Raw genomic sequence first — 14,180 nt, forward strand, 5'->3', positions numbered from 1 at the left:
AGCAGGGATGAAGTGGCCGATGAGAAATAAAGTCAGTTTTGGGGCCTCGCAGGAACGAGCTTACATCCAGGCAGGACGGGTTGCGCCGATGAAGTTCGACCTCCGGATCTGTTCGATCTTCACGACCTGGCCGACGTCCGGTGCGTCGATCATCGACTCGGCGGAGATCGCGATTCCCACGTGCGTCACTGTGTTTGGGCTGGAACCGAAGAAGACCAGGTCGCCAGGAAGTATCGGCTGACTCGCCGGCACGTGCGGCCCCGCGTCGTATTGGAGTTGCGCTGTGCGCGGTATCTGGATGCTGGCTGCTGCGTAGGCCGCCTTCGTCAGTCCCGAGCAGTCAAACCCGCCGGTGACTTGGGTTTGGCCGTTCGGTAGTTCAGTCAACTCAGCACCGTTGCCGCCCCACACGTACGGGGTGCCGAGTTGGCGGCAGGCGAAGGCGATCGCGGCGGCGGCGCGGGAGTTCGGGGCCGGTGCGGGGGCGCATCCGCCCACGCCGACGGTCGCGGCGGAGGCGTATTTCGCGGCCTGGTCAAGTACTTCGTCGACGTACCAGATGGCGTGGTTGTAAGCGAAGATCGCGGTGCGGAGATTGTGGCTGGCGCCGTTGTCGCACAGGTAGAAAGCGGCGGCGTCGATGGCGTCGTGCGGGTTGTACAGCGAGGGCGGTGTCGCGCCGCCGGGTGGCAGGGCGTGGCGGGCGATGACGGCGGCGAACGTGGCGGCAAGGAACTGCATCGGGCCGCCCGCGCCGGCGGAGTTCGTGCCGGAATGGACGCCGGGCAGCGGGCTGCGGCCATGGTCGGTTTCGATCTTGCCGATGGCGGCAAGGACGGACCAATCTAGGCTGGGGCAGAGGGTGGCGGCTTGGCGGTAGAGGATCAGGTAGTCGGCGGGGATGTCGGCCAGGGCGTTCGCGCTGGGGTTGCTAGTGCCGAACACCGATTGCAGCAACAGCAAGCCGCCGGCGGCGATCATGACGGCGGTCAGGACGGCGCCGACAACGACGGCGGTGACGATGCGGTGCACCCGCTCAGGTCCCGTCGGCTGTGGGCGGCATCGGCGGCGGCGCGGCGACGAGCTTCGGACCCGAAGAGCTCACGGGGCTGCTCGCGGGTGGGGGCAATTCGGGCCACAAAGAGGGGAGGTCGGCGAGCCGGACACGGTCGCCGCCTGCGAGGGACTGCCAGCGCGGCAGGTTCATGTCGACGGCATCGGCGCAGGCCTCGGGGCTGGTGGTGGCAACCGGAACGAGGCGGTGATCGAGGCCGCGCATCGTGTCGACGAAGGCAGTGCGGACGGTGGCTTCGCGGCGAGCGCTGGGCAGCCACACGAGCAGCGGGGTGATGATGCCGGTGGCGGTGGCGAGGCGGGCGTAGCGGGGGAGTTTTGCGGCGATGCGGGCGAGTCTCTCGGTGCCGAAGTCGAACTCGAGGAACCACTCCACAGTGGTTCCAGCCTCGTCCCAACGGGCGTAGGCGTCGGGAGTGACGATGTCGCCCCACACGCTGGCGCAGCGCGCTGCCGACCACCACGTCGACAGCTGGCCGGCGGCGCCGGGTTGGCGGGCGTGGTGGACGAGCGAGGCGAGCAGGCTGTTGCAGCCAACGGTATGCGCCAACTGGAGCGAGTAGGCCCGGCCGAGTTCGGTTTCCCTGCTGTAGCCCAGGGTCTTCAGGTCGGTGCCGTGTTCATGGGCGAGGACGAGCGCGCCGGCGGTGTCCAGCACGTAGTGCAGGGGATTCGAGCCGACGGTGCGGTGCGGCTGGAAGCGTGCGACGACGCCCCATTCGTAGAGCAGACGCAGCCGCTGGTTGGCGGTGCGGTGACCGCGGAAACACAACTGAACGATCTGATCGGTGGTCAGCACGCGATGCTCGAACAGCATCCGGATCAGCCACCGGTCGCGCGGCATGAGCCGAGCGACGAGGACGGCAAGATGGTCGGCGGAGTGCAGCACCTGCGGCCGCGGCCGGGCCGGCAGGTGACTGCGCAGCGCGCGCTGCGGCGTCGGATCAGTGATCACGAGCGGCTCCAGCGGCGTCGCGGCGGGGATCCGGGCGGTTCGACTCCGTGCACAGGGTCGTCGGGCGGGGCTTGGCGTTGACGCGGCTACGGCGGCGGATCGTCCTGGCGCGGCCGGGCATGGCCGGCCGCATCGTGGTCGTGCGGGCAGTGAACGCGGGTGCGTCGCCGCTGTCGAGCACGAGCCGCGCGGCGATATGGAACCGATCCAGGTGAGACAGGTCGTGCTCGGTCAGCTGGGGCAGGGTGTGCCGCGCCATGATCCGGGCGTCCTCAGGGGAGGCGTTGAAGACGACTTTGCTGCGGGCGTTGGTGGAGATGCCTTCCTCGAGTTCGCGGGGCAGCTGCCGCAGGTATTGGTGGGCCAGGACCATGCTGAGCCGGTAACCACGGGCTTCGGCGAGCATGTCTTCCATGGGATAGGCCAAGTGCAGGAAGTTGTGGCACTCGTCGATGTACAAGGAGCTGTCGCGGCGGTCGCGTTGGGCGATGCGGGCGCGACGGGTGGCGGCCTGCCAGGTGCGGGCGACGACGATCGACCCGATCAGGCGGGCGGTGTCCATGCCGAGGGCGTCCTTGCCGAGCCGGACCAGCAGCAGCATGCCGTCGAGCACGTCGTCCATGTCGACGGTGGACGCGCCGCCGGCCAGGCTCTCGCGGACGAACCGGCGGAGCAGCAGCCCGCGCAGCTTGTTCATGAGTGGGGCGGTGACGTGGGCGCGGGCGGGGTCGGACAGGGCGTCGAACCACTGCCAGAATCCGGCCAGGATCGGATCGCCGGCGGCCTCGATCGCTTGGTGCCGCTTGGTCGGGTTCGTGAGCAGCTCGGGGAGATCGGTCAGAACCGGGACGGTGTTGAGGGCGCTGAGGGTGAGCAGGCCGGCGCGCAGGATGTCCTCGGTGCGAGGTCCCCACGATCCGGAGTAGACGCGGGAGAAGATCGAGACCAGGTTGTCCACGACGCGGTCGGTGTCCTCGCCTTCGAGTGGGTTGAGGATGGGTGGGCGTGCGCGGGAGTCGGCGTCCAGCAGCACCACCCGGTGGCCGAGACGGCGGGGCAGTCGCATGAGGACGTCCTCGACGAGGTCGCCTTTGGGGTCGATGACGACGAGGCCGCGTCCGGCGTCGGCGTCGGCGAGGATGAGGTTGCCCATGAGCTCGGACTTGCCGGAGCCGGTAGCGCCGAGGATGTGCAGGTGGTGGCGGGCGTCGGACACGTAGAGGCCGACGGGGCGTTCGTGGCCGGCGTCGGTGACGCCGATCGGTTTGACGTTCTCGCCGGTGGTGGCGATGCCGGGTGGTGGTGGGACGGCTTGCGCGCCGGCGCGTTGCAGGCCGGGGACGGTGTCGTCGGTGGGTAGGTGCGCTAGCACCGCGAGCTCGGCGATAGACAGCAGGTCCCCACCGGCCAGGTGTCGGTCCGCGGTGGCGCGCAGGGGGTGGCGGAGTCGGGTGCGGCGGTAGTAGTTGTGGCCGCTGAAGCCGGCGAAGGCGGCCGCGATGGCGTGCGCTCGGCCGCGCAGGTGATCCCGCACCGCGGCGCGGTTGGGGTCGTCGGCGACGATGCGGGTGGCCAGGGCGTAGCGGATCCGGGTTTCGTACTGGGCACCGCGTTGTTTGGTGACGATGGCCTTGTCCTGCGCGGAGTTCTCCATCACGGTCTGGCGGTCGACCGACGGCGCGCGGCGCGGCCGTGGGGTGGTGAGGTCGAGCAGCCGGCCGACGGCGGTGGTCGATCGGCCGGCGCGGATGCGTCGGGCGGCGCGGCGAGCGCGACGAAGCCGGGCGCCGGTGACCGGGCGCGCAAGGATCTGCACGACGGCATGTTCGGTGCTGCCCAGGCCCGCCGGTGCGGCGAGCAGGGGCCGGATTGGGTCGGTCGGGAACTCGTGGCGGATCGGCAGTGCTTCGCTGCGGGCGAGCCGCAGCTCGCCGCCAACCGACGCGATGGTGGTATCGGCCGGAAACGGAAGCGTCGGTGTGGCTGGTTTGGTGGTGGTGTGGGCGCCGGGCCAGGCGGCGGTGATAGCGCGTTCGGCCATGCCGGGCGGCACGGTGCCGGGCACCCAGAGCTGGATGCTGACGCCGTGCTGGGCGAACGCGTACTCCCAGACGATGTGGGGCTGGCCGTGCACCCGGCGAGCCCATCCGGGGCGCAGGAGCCCGACGAGGTTCGCGAACAACGCGCTCGCCCCGTCCGGGTCGACGGTGGGCGGGGCGAGAATGCTGATCACCCGGGCGCCCTCGGCCATCCGCTGCTGCGTGTGCCGCCACCACACCCGCCGCCCGACCAACATGGCCGCCACGATCGCGGCCGTCGCGGGGCCGGTGGTCGGGCCCCACGTTGTGGTGACGGTCCACAGCGTGTCGAGGATCGCGCGGAACACGAAGGTGGGGTCGCTCAGCACGACCTCCAGCGGCCCGCTCATGCCGCGCGCCGTTCGCGCTCGGTGGCGGCTTGCCATTCGGAGAACCGGCGACGTCCTTGCTTGGCCTGGAAATGGGGGATGTGGTTGGCGGGAATGCCGGTGCGGGACAGTCCGAGGACGGCGTCGGTATCGCGTTCGGACTGCGAGGAGAAGCCGGCCGCGGCGATGGCGGCCTCGTCCGGGAACACGTCGGCAACCCGGTCGGTGTTCGGGTCGAGAAGGGCATCCTGGGTGCCGCCGTAGCTGTAGGTCCAGCGGAAATTCGGCGGCGGATCGGGCTCGACGATGCGTCGGAAGCGCGTGACTTCCTTGGTGTAGCAGTAGAAGTGTGTCTCCGGGCGTGCGCGGCAGACACGCAGCCAAGCACACAGGTAGTCGTCGGAAAAGAAGTCGCCGGCATCGTGGATCCGGACCCAGGTGCCGGTGAAGCGGGGATGAGCGAGCTCGGCGAGCATCGCCTGCTCCCAGCCGAGCAAGTCTTCCAGGACAAAGGCCAGGTTGGCTTCATGCCGTGCTTTCACCGCGGGCCACCGGTAGGCGCCGTGGCGGGCGTAGCAGACGTGCCTGCACACCCCGGCCGATGGGCAGGTGTTGTAGGTGCGGCCGTCGGGGAGTCGGCCGGCCCAGGCGGGCAGGGTCCAGTTCCAGACGCCGATCGCGCGAAGCCGACGGTTCTGAGTCAGCAGCCGGGACGGACGCACGGGCGGGGGCGGGCATGCGGGCATCACGCCACCTCGTCAGACTGGTCGAGTTCGATGTAGCCGTCAGGATCCGGCTCCAGAACGACGACTCCGTCCGGTGCCGCGTCGTCATGGAGAGCGGCCAACTGCGCAGGGTCGGTGGTGATCAACGTGTCCTCCCGCGGAGAAGCAAGGGCCTGAAACGCCGCTCTGTGCTGGCCAGCGACGAGCAAGCCGACGCCCCGGCCGGCGGACAGCAGATGCTCCCGTTCGCCGTCGGACAGCCCGAACAGGGCGGCGACCTCGTCGATGGCTTGCGGGGCTTGACGGAGCAGGATCTGCGTGGTGGAGTTCGCGATGATCGCCCGCCCAAGCTCGGACTGGGTCAGATCGACGATGTTCGGCGTGATCACCGTCAGCCCGACCCAGCGTTTGCGTGCGGAATTGGCCAGCCGGTAGAGGAACCGGGCGCCGGCCGGGTGCTGCATGAGCAGCCACGCCTCGTCCACCAACACCAGCCGCGGCCGCCGCGTCGCCGGGTTGGACACCCGCCGCCACACCGCGTCCAACGCCAGCAGCAGACCGATGGCCTTGAGTTCGTCGGGTAGATCGCGCAGGCTGAACACGAGCAGGTGCCCGTCGGGTTGGGTGCTGGTGGGGCCGGCGAACAAGCCGGAGAACGCGCCGGCGACAAACGGGTGCAGCCGTGCGCCGAGGTCTCGGGCGTTCGGGTCTTTGCTCGCGGCGAGGACGGCGGCGAGGTCTTTGAGCAGCGGCGCCGGGCGGGTCCACGTGGTCGGCTGGGCGGTGATGCCGGCTCGCTGGTAGGTCGCCAGGATCGCGGTGTCGAGCACGGCGCGTTGCTGCGCGGCCAGTTCGGTGCCGAGCATGACCTCGATGACTGTGTGCAGGAACAACGCCCGCCGCGTGAGTGCGTCTGGTGGTGCGCTGATTCGGCCGTCGGGCAGGGGCGCGAGCGGCAGGTCGAACGGGTTGATCCGCACGTCGCCGGCACCGAGGGGGATGTGGGTGCCGCCGACGGCGCGGCAGAGTGTGGCGTATTCGTCTTCGGGGTCGATGATCGCGGACTCGACGCCGGCGTAGAGCCAGCGCAGGGTTTCCAGCTTGGCGAGGTAGGACTTGCCGCTGCCGGAGCGGGCGAGGATCACGCTGTTGTAGTTGTCGCCGGCGAACCGGTCCCAGTGCAGCAGGCTGCCCGAGCCGAGGTTGTAGCCGTAGAGCACACCCGCCGGCAGGGCCATCGTCGCCGGATCGGCGGCGGGCAGGTCGGCGGAGGTGAACGGGAAGGCCGCGGCCAACGCGTCGGTGTCGAACGTCCGGCGCATCCGCAGCGTGTCCAGCCCGATCGGCAGGCAGGACACCCAGCCTTGTAGCGAGCGGTAGGAGGTGGGCTGGGCGTTGAGCAGCAGCGACGCCGCCAACGACCTGACGGCGGCGACCTCCTCCGCCAGGGCCTGTTCGGTGGGGGCGTGCACGGTGAGGTAGAGGCCGAGCCGGTAGAGCTTGGAGATGCGGCGGGCGACCCGCGCGGACAGGTCGTGCGCGTCCTCGGCCGCGACCTCCACCGCTGGATCGGCCAGGCGACCCTTCTCGGCGGTGTGCCGGCGGCCGGCTTCGAGTTTGCCGAGTTGGCGTTTGAGCCGGTCGGCGGCGGTGGCCGGGTCAATCGGTTCGACGTGCAGGCTGACGTCGACCCGGCCGGGGTAGGCCAGCAGCGGTTGCAGCCACCCGGGGTAGACCTCGCGCGGGTAGCCGACGACGGCGAACGAGGCGACGAATTCGTCGCCGACTTCGACGTGGCGGGGCGCGACGCGCAGCGACGGCGGGGTGAAGGCACTGGTCACAGATCACCGTCCCAAGTGGTGGTGATGACGTCGTCGAACGCGGCCATCGGCGCGTGTGCCGGGATGAAACAGCCGGGATCGGTCGTGGAGGCCAGCACGGCCCTGGCCTGCGTCGCGTCCAGCGGCGTGACGGTGATCCCGGCGGGTGCCAGCAGTTCGATGGCTTCGCCGAGTCGCCGGGCCAGCCGCTGCTCGCCAGCCCGTCGCGCTGCGTCCGTGACGACGTCGCGACGGCGGGAGCGGCGGGCGCGCAGCAGCGCCCAGGGGGAGGGGCCGCCCAAGCCGTCGGTGGCGTGCGCTGAGCGGACCGGTTCACGCAGCACGATGACCACCTGGCGGCGCAAGAGATCTGCGGTCGTGGCCAGATGTTCGAGATAGTCCGCGTGCTCCAGTGCTGCGGCTTCCAGTGCCGGATGCGGTAGCCCGGGGGCGGTGTGGCGGAGGGTGGCGATCTGCTCGGTCAGGTCCAGCGGTTGCGCACGGACGAGGATCTGTACCGGCGCGGTGAGGCTGTGTAGGTAGCGGGCCAGCACGGCGACGAGGGCTTCCTGCTCGGCGGGCGTGCGTAGCGAGAAGTTGACCGTGCTGGCAGTGGCGACCAGGGCGACGCCGTCGGGTCCGAGGTCGATCGCGCCGGCCTCGGACACCGCCCGTGCCGGCAAATCGAGTTCGGCGGCAGGCTCGGGAGTATCGGTGGTGATCCAGGCGGGCACGGTCGGGCGTCCTTCCGGCGCGGCGACACGCAGGCTCGGTTGCAGGCGTTGCCGGAGAGCGGCCAGCAGCAGCCGGTCGAGGGGAAGCCCGTCCCGGGTGCCGAGAGCAAGGAACACCGCGCCCGCTCCGACCGGGATTGCCATGGCGAGGAACACCGTTAGTGGCACCCAGGGCCGGCTCAGGTTCCAACCGGCGTAGAGGACGAACGCGGTGACGATGAGGATCACCAACTGCCGGGCGGTCAGGTTGCCCAGCAGGCGGTCCTCGCGATCCACATCGGACGGAATGCGCACGGGCTGACTCACCGGGATCCACCACCCGACCGCCGCCGGGACGTCGGCGCCTGGAACTGCACGGGCACCGGTCGCGGCGTCCGCCTGGTGATTGGCCGCTGCGGTTGGGGAAGCGGCGTCGCCGGTGGCGGGTAGGCCTTCGGCGCTGGGGCCGTCGGGCCTGCCTCGGGCCGGAAGTAGACCGGGGCCGGCGTGTGGGTGCGAGCTCGCCGTGCCGGCGGCGGCGTCACGTTGTCCTGGAACACCGCTGGCGCCGGGGGGCCGTCCGCGTGAACGGGCCGCGTTCTTGCGGGCGGCGTGGCCGGCCGGAACCGGACCGGGGACACCGGCGCGGACCGATGCGACCATTCTGGCTGCGCCGCCGGTGGGCGGGCTGGCCGGAACTGCATTGGGTGAGGTGGGTCAACCGGCCGCGGCATCGGGGTGCCCGCCGATGCGGGATCGGGCGTGGCGGGGCGGAAGGTGGTCATGGCGGGCCTTTCCGCGGCGTGCGTCTCGGCGAGATCGTGGGTGGTGACCTGCGTGATCGGCTGGAGGAATCGGGCCTGGCCTGGTGGCAGTCGCAGCGGGCGGCGGGCGCGTTCGATGCCCTGCCAGTCCCGGATCCGCCGGGCCATCGCGGCGGGGCTGTGTTGGCCGTCGACGCCCCACCAGGTGCGGATTGGCGCGGGCCACCGCGGATCCCTCGGCGACGGCTCCGGTGTCCACGTGTGCGGGCGGGTCTGTCGGTCACCTCGGAGGTGTCCGAACGCCTTGCCCATCACGTAGGCGCGGGCCAGACCGCCGACTAGGGACCGGCCGCCGCTGGCATGGCGGCGCACCGCGCCCAGGATCCAGAACGGCTCCTTGACCAGCACGTAAACCAGCGCCAGCCCGATCAGCAGATTCACCAGGCCGCCGCTCGTCGGCCCGAGCGGGGTGAACCCCGGTGCCAGCAGCACCTTCAACGCGGTGATCAGCGTGAGCGACTGCGCGACCTGCACCGCCAACACGCCACCGAACGCCCGCCACCACCAAAACGCAATGCCCTCGGTCTGCGGCAGACCGTGGGCCATCAACGCCAACGGCGCCCCGGCGAGCAGGATCACGACGGCGACCACGCGCACGACGTAGGTCACCAGCACCGCGATCAGACCGATCACGAACACCACCGCGAGCAGCTGCTCGACGATGCCGTAACTGGCCAGCCCGCTGAGGTAGAGGTTCTTCAACGCCTCGGCGGTGCTGTTCGGGTCCAGGCCGTCGCCCAGGAGCGCGCCGCTGAGCGCGTTGGCGATCGTGATGGCCTGCGTCCCGAGGAGCATGCTGGCCGCCCCGGCCACGACGCCGAGTACCAGCCGGGGCAGGATCTCGCGGATCCTGTAGCGGGTCTGCAGCGTCTGGTGCGCCATCACGATCAGGCCGGCGACCACGACGACCGTCGCGTAGCAGGTCAGCACGACCTGCCACGAGGCGTTCCACAGCTCACCGATCCGTGGCAGCGAACTCGGATCGGGGGTGGCGAGCAGGCTGTGGCCGAGCAGGTCCAGCACCGGGTTGAGCGCGGCGGTGACCACCATCCGGAAGAAGGCGGTGAGGATCTCGTCCACGCAGCCGGCCCAGGTCGAGTTGTCGAAGACGCTGCATTGCGAACCCGGATCCGCGGCTGCCGGAGTAGACGGTGGTGGTGGCGCCGTCGTCGCGACGGGCGGCTGCAGGCAGCCGACGCCGCACGGCGGACCCGGCACCGACGTCGTGGTCGGTGCCGGATCCGCCGAGGCGATGCCGACCGTTGCCGAGCTCGCCACGATCGCGGCGAGGCACGTTGCGGTGAGCAGGACGGCGGCCCGTGTCGCTGCGTTCACAGCCCGCCAACAATGTGCGTGAGGGCGTCGACCACGAGCGGGGCGAGTGCGGCCAGCCCGAAGCCGATCGCGGCGTTGCGGAACGCAGACTTGGCCTTCTCCACCTCGCCCGGGTCGCCGTTCGCCGCGAGGTAACGCAGCCCGCCGACGGTCAGGAACGTGGTCGCGACGGTGGCCAGGATCGCGATGATCCAGTTCCGAATATTGAGCAGGACGTCCTTCAGCGTGCCGGCCAAGGCCACGACGTAGGTCGTCGCTGCGGCGGCCGGAACCGCCGTCACGACCATGATGACGAGCGCAGCGAGCAGCGCGTACAGTAGGCGATTCCTCCGATGACTGGGGCTTGTTACGCGCATCGGCGCACCTCCGACTCCGGGGCGGTCCGCGAGGAGTCAGTGGTCTCCCCACGCGCCATGAGGCCGGTAGCCGGCTTGCGATTCGACGCCGGACTAACCGGAACTGGGCGTCCGTTGCGAAGGCGACCACTCACCGCGCGCGACCGAGTAGGCACTTCGTCGTCCAGGGAAAAGTCCACAACGGACAGCCCGGACAGCGCGGCGGACAGGACCGGGTCATTCGGATCGGCCTCCGCGATGCGGATCCGAAGCCAGCCGACGAGTCGGTCCTCGGCCCGATCCCGGGCCTTGTAGACCGCCTTGACACGCCGGCCGCGCAAAGCGGCCCAGTCTGCGACCGACGTGCGATCCAACCGAGTAGCGGCGATCAGATCTGCCTCGGTCGGGGTCAGGACCCCTTCGCCGATGGCCTCCACCACGAGGAGCTCGGGATTTCCCCCGGTTGACGCGGAGGCCGGCATCTGGGCTTGCGAGCCGATCGGCCGTGGCGCGTCGAGCGACTCCTCGAGTGCGGCTTGGCCCGCTCGCCGAGCGGCCCAGCCGAGCCGAACGACGATGGCTGGCTTGTCGAGATCGATGCTCGCCAGTGCATCGAGGAATCCAGTCAGAACTGCGGCATGCACGTCGGCACGATCGCCACGGAAACGGGCGGCGAGCCATCCGGCCGTCGCTGCGAGATTCGGCAACGCCATTCCCGCGCACGCCACCGTCCAAGCACCGCGTTCAACTCGGGAACGGCGGGCCACATACGCCCAGACGGCATCACGGGCCCCGTCCGCGCAGTGCCGGCTCAGCAGATAGTCGCGGAGTTCGTCCAGCGGAATGAGTCGTGAGGGAAGGTCGTCGAACTCGCGGCCGTCGATGCAGAGCGGATCAGGTCCGGTGACCAGCCAGGCGAAGGTCTTACGGACGGTGTCCAGCGGCAGCCATTCAGTGGTGTCGGCCATGACAGCCTCCTATCGGGTCTACGGGAGTGAGCCCGAACAGAAAGCCATTGAAGCGACAAGAAAAGGACAAGGCGTCGAGCGCCCTTGGTGGATCGCTAGGACGACGATCCATCGTCCGCTGGGGCCCCGTCTTGTTCCGCCTTTTCGGGCCATGGCCTGCGTCTTGGTGATCCTTGGTGATCGAGATCGGCTAGTGACAAGGGACGTCCGAGCAGACTCGACGACGCCTGACCCAGTGGCGAGGCAGGAGCGGAGGCGTCGAGAAATCGGGGCGGGAGGTGCCTCATGCGGCGTAGGGGAAGCCCGGTGCCGTGCTGAGGAGGATTCGTGAGGAATGCGAACGACAGGACTCGCCCGGATGGTCCACGCCGAGATCGCCCAAGGCGAACGGCGCGGGCCTCGCGGCAGTCGAGCAATAGTCACTTTCGACCAACGGCAGTCTGGCGCTTCCACGATGCTGACCTGTTCCCAGGAACTGATCTGCCCGGGTGGTTTGGGCGAGCGATCGTCTCCCTTGTCGCCCGGTACACGCAGCCGGGGGAACGCGTCCTGTTGAATACTGTCGGCGGGTCGTCACTGGACTCTGACCGGGACGTCGCGCCGTACGTCAAGTTGGCTGACATGCGTTGGGCGATCGTGCGTCTTGGTCGGCGCGTGCGCGTGGTCGAATTGGCCGCGAATCCGGTGGAACACGTCGAGTCTGAGGTTCGGCCAGAGCTCAACGACGGGTTCGCGCTGGCTATCACGGCGGTTTCTGGGATGAGGAGTCACCGGCTTCGGGGGGTGTCCTGGAGCCGGTTGTTGACTGTTGGCGGTCGCTTGGCCGTGATCAGCTCGGGCCAACCAGTCGCCGGCGGCCGCGCGCCAGTCACGGCGATCACGAGTACCGTCCGTGACAACGGTCTGGCTTGGCTGGAGCACATCGCGGTGGAGAACCAGTCAGGCGACTCTTCTGCTGCCGGCAGGGTGTGCGGGCCGTTTCACGTCCGGACGGTTCACCACGACGTGCTTGTCTTCGGCTGCACTCGTGGGGAGGCATCGGATGAATGCGCGTAGCGAGGCTTCGTGTGCGTTGCCGTCGCTCTGGCCAACCGATGGGCCAGACGCGGGCCCCCGCTGCGACGCGGAGCACGGCGCGGTCCATCCCGCAGTCGCGGTCTTCGCGATAGAGGCCTTCACTAGACCAGGCGACCTCGTGCTCGACCCAGATTGTGGACCGGGGAGCACGGTGACGGCCGCAGTCCAGACAGGACGGCACGCCGTTGGGCTGACCTTGAATCAGTGTTGTTGGACTTCTTCTCGGCAACGGCTCAACCTGACGAAGGCTCAGGGAGCTGTGTCCGACGGCATGATCGTGGCCGCCAGCCGTACGAGACTCCGGCAGCAGTTGGTCGGGCTCGTCGGGCGCGTCGACTTGGTGGTCACCGCGATGCGGCGACGCGCCGACGCACGGCGTTTTGCCGATCGCTTGCGGCTCTGTCGCACCCTCCTTGTTCGCGATGCGTTCGTCATCGTCGCCGTGCCGACTACGCATGAGCCCGGTACACGATCGCTGCTGGACTTGCCCGCGTTGGTTGCCGAGCATTGCGCCGTCGCCGGGTTCGTTCTCGTTGCCCGTTGCCTCGCTTATGCGCCAGTGGACGCCGGTGGTCCCCGAACTCGCATCCGACTGGTCGAGGCGAGCCATCAGACGATTCTCGTTATGCAAGTTGCCGATGCTGTCGATGGCGACGTTCTCGCGAGGATGCCGACCCACTTTCCGCGATTCGATGTCGGCCTCAAGCACGTGGACGACCTGGCCCGGGCTGCGGCGTGACGGCCGACGACGGCGCCGCCGACCCGCAAGCAGCCATGTGGCAGTGGGCGGAGGAACAGGCGTCGCTCGCTCCGCGGTGGAGTGAGGCACGCTGGAACCTGGTGAACGCGATCCTCGACATTCGCCTGCACGAGCCTGAGGCGCACGTATTCCAGCCAACGGATACCCACAACGCCGTACTGGAGGCGACACAAAACGCCGCGTGACCCGTTTACCGGTGTCTCGTGCCTCGCTTCACACTGCCCTCCAGTGAGGGGCCAGCAGGCGCGGGCACCGGCAGCGACTTGTCGCCTTCCAGGACTACATGCGGTCTGGAGGGCCCTCGCCAGCGGCGGACGAGAAGTCGACCGCATGTGACACAATTCCGCACGTGACCCGCAAGGTGTGCCTGGCCCAGGAACCCGAAGCCGACGCGTTGCTCGCCGGCGACTACTTCGCGCTTCTGACCGGCATGCTACTTGATCAACAGATCAGTATGGAGAAGGCGTTCAAGGGACCGAAGGTGATCCTGGACCGGATGGGCGTGTTCGATGTGCATCGGATCGCTGAGGCCGATCCCGAGGAGTTCGCGGCCCTGGTGTCCACGCCCCCGGCCATCCACCGTTTTCCCGGCTCCATGGCCAAGCGGTTGCAGACCCTGGCGCAGTTCGTCGTCGAGCACCACGACGGCAAGATCGAGTCGATCTGGAAGCGGGGCAAGCCGGACGGTGCCGAGGTGCTCAAGCGTCTGACCGCGTTGCCGGGTTTCGGTGACCAGAAGGCGCGGATCTTCCTCGCGCTGCTCGGCAAGCAGATGGGCGTCAAGCCCACCGGCTGGCGCGAGGCCGCTGGTTCGTACGGCGATGACGGCTCGCGCCGCAGCATCGCTGACGTGGTGGACGCGAAGTCGCTGGGTGAGGTGCGGGCGTTCAAGAAGGCCGCTAAGGCCGCCGCCAAGGGCTAGGTTTCTGCATGTGTGGCGCTCGCAGCGCGTGGGCAAGCGGGCTGGAATCGGGCGCACGTGTCGAATCCGACCCGTAGCAGCCGCGCTGATGGCGGTGCCCTACGCCTGCCTTATGAGCCATGACGTCGGGCTCGCGCGCGGGCCTACGCAATGGTTCCCACAGCGTAGCAACCTCGTGCATGGTTGGGTGCAGGACGCGTTCGCCTTGGTGATCGGCTGTGTTCACCTGGTGCGGCCTGCTGGCAGGGCCGCGATCGGGCTCGGC

12 protein-coding genes and 1 pseudogene are annotated in these 14,180 nt (G+C 69.3%); 4 read left to right on the forward strand and 9 right to left on the reverse strand.

The annotated features are described in order from the left end of the window. Positions 1-60 precede the first annotated feature (60 nt). The 9 genes from BCF44_RS48895 to BCF44_RS48935 are packed head-to-tail and all read right to left on the reverse strand — an operon-like array spanning position 61 to position 11,156. Entirely contained in the window at positions 61-1,032 is a 972-nt protein-coding gene (locus tag BCF44_RS48895; RefSeq protein WP_379799403.1) for a C40 family peptidase, read from the reverse strand. A gap of 4 nt (positions 1,033-1,036) precedes the next feature. Beyond that, positions 1,037-2,029, reverse strand: a complete 993-nt coding sequence (locus BCF44_RS48900) for a replication-relaxation family protein (protein WP_116181436.1) — start codon at positions 2,027-2,029, stop codon at positions 1,037-1,039. Beyond that, positions 2,019-4,457, reverse strand: a complete 2,439-nt coding sequence (locus BCF44_RS48905) for a DUF8128 domain-containing protein (protein WP_211353590.1) — start codon at positions 4,455-4,457, stop codon at positions 2,019-2,021. The genes BCF44_RS48900 and BCF44_RS48905 overlap by 11 nt, the downstream gene beginning before the upstream one ends. After that, positions 4,454-5,182, reverse strand: coding sequence for a GP88 family protein (locus BCF44_RS48910; protein ID WP_116181438.1), 729 nt, complete (start codon positions 5,180-5,182; stop codon positions 4,454-4,456). The genes BCF44_RS48905 and BCF44_RS48910 overlap by 4 nt, the downstream gene beginning before the upstream one ends. Further along, positions 5,182-7,002 carry a VirB4 family type IV secretion system protein gene (locus tag BCF44_RS48915; RefSeq protein ID WP_116181439.1) on the reverse strand — a complete coding sequence of 607 codons (1,821 nt, stop codon included), beginning with the start codon at positions 7,000-7,002 and terminating at the stop codon, positions 5,182-5,184. The genes BCF44_RS48910 and BCF44_RS48915 overlap by 1 nt, the downstream gene beginning before the upstream one ends. Then, on the reverse strand, positions 6,999-8,021 hold the full coding sequence (locus tag BCF44_RS48920) for a PrgI family protein (RefSeq protein WP_116181440.1): 1,023 nt from the start codon (positions 8,019-8,021) through the stop codon (positions 6,999-7,001). Before BCF44_RS48920 ends, BCF44_RS48915 begins: the two co-directional genes overlap by 4 nt. Next, entirely contained in the window at positions 8,018-9,853 is a 1,836-nt protein-coding gene (locus BCF44_RS48925; protein ID WP_116181441.1) for a TrbL/VirB6 family protein, read from the reverse strand. The genes BCF44_RS48920 and BCF44_RS48925 overlap by 4 nt, the downstream gene beginning before the upstream one ends. Beyond that, positions 9,850-10,140, reverse strand: coding sequence for a pilin (locus BCF44_RS48930; RefSeq protein WP_116181442.1), 291 nt, complete (start codon positions 10,138-10,140; stop codon positions 9,850-9,852). Before BCF44_RS48930 ends, BCF44_RS48925 begins: the two co-directional genes overlap by 4 nt. Positions 10,141-10,199: 59 nt before the next feature. Beyond that, the gene (locus BCF44_RS48935; protein WP_116181443.1) at positions 10,200-11,156 is read right to left on the reverse strand and encodes a hypothetical protein; all 957 of its coding nucleotides are present in this window, start codon (positions 11,154-11,156) and stop codon (positions 10,200-10,202) included. A 1,042-nt stretch (positions 11,157-12,198) separates the two neighbouring features. Here BCF44_RS48935 and BCF44_RS59395 point away from each other — a divergent pair. The 4 genes and pseudogenes from BCF44_RS59395 to BCF44_RS48955 form a co-directional block, all read left to right on the forward strand. After that, positions 12,199-12,420 (forward strand): annotated as a pseudogene (locus BCF44_RS59395) (DNA methyltransferase); the annotation flags it as partial. Positions 12,421-12,492: 72 nt separating this feature from the next. Then, positions 12,493-12,972 carry a hypothetical protein gene (locus BCF44_RS58270; protein ID WP_246016258.1) on the forward strand — a complete coding sequence of 160 codons (480 nt, stop codon included), beginning with the start codon at positions 12,493-12,495 and terminating at the stop codon, positions 12,970-12,972. Then, complete coding sequence (locus BCF44_RS48950; RefSeq protein WP_116181446.1) at positions 12,969-13,178, forward strand: hypothetical protein; 210 nt, start codon at positions 12,969-12,971, stop codon at positions 13,176-13,178. The genes BCF44_RS58270 and BCF44_RS48950 overlap by 4 nt, the downstream gene beginning before the upstream one ends. 164 nt (positions 13,179-13,342) lie before the next feature. Beyond that, a complete protein-coding gene (locus tag BCF44_RS48955) occupies positions 13,343-13,915 on the forward strand; it encodes an HhH-GPD-type base excision DNA repair protein (protein WP_246016259.1) in 573 nt (190 codons plus the stop codon). The last annotated feature ends 265 nt before the right edge of the window (positions 13,916-14,180 follow it).

Source organism: Kutzneria buriramensis, assembly GCF_003387475.1.
GTDB classification, from domain to species: domain Bacteria; phylum Actinomycetota; class Actinomycetes; order Mycobacteriales; family Pseudonocardiaceae; genus Kutzneria; species Kutzneria buriramensis.

Bases quoted from the DNA above. Each gene is read 5' to 3' on its own strand.
- BCF44_RS48905 (WP_211353590.1), bottom strand. From the start codon at position 4,457: ATGAGCGGGCCGCTGGAGGTCGTGCTGAGCGACCCCACCTTCGTGTTC.
- BCF44_RS48935 (WP_116181443.1), bottom strand. From the start codon at position 11,156: ATGGCCGACACCACTGAATGGCTGCCGCTGGACACCGTCCGTAAGACC.
- BCF44_RS48930 (WP_116181442.1), bottom strand. From the start codon at position 10,140: ATGGTCGTGACGGCGGTTCCGGCCGCCGCAGCGACGACCTACGTCGTG.
- BCF44_RS48910 (WP_116181438.1), bottom strand. From the start codon at position 5,182: ATGCCCGCATGCCCGCCCCCGCCCGTGCGTCCGTCCCGGCTGCTGACT.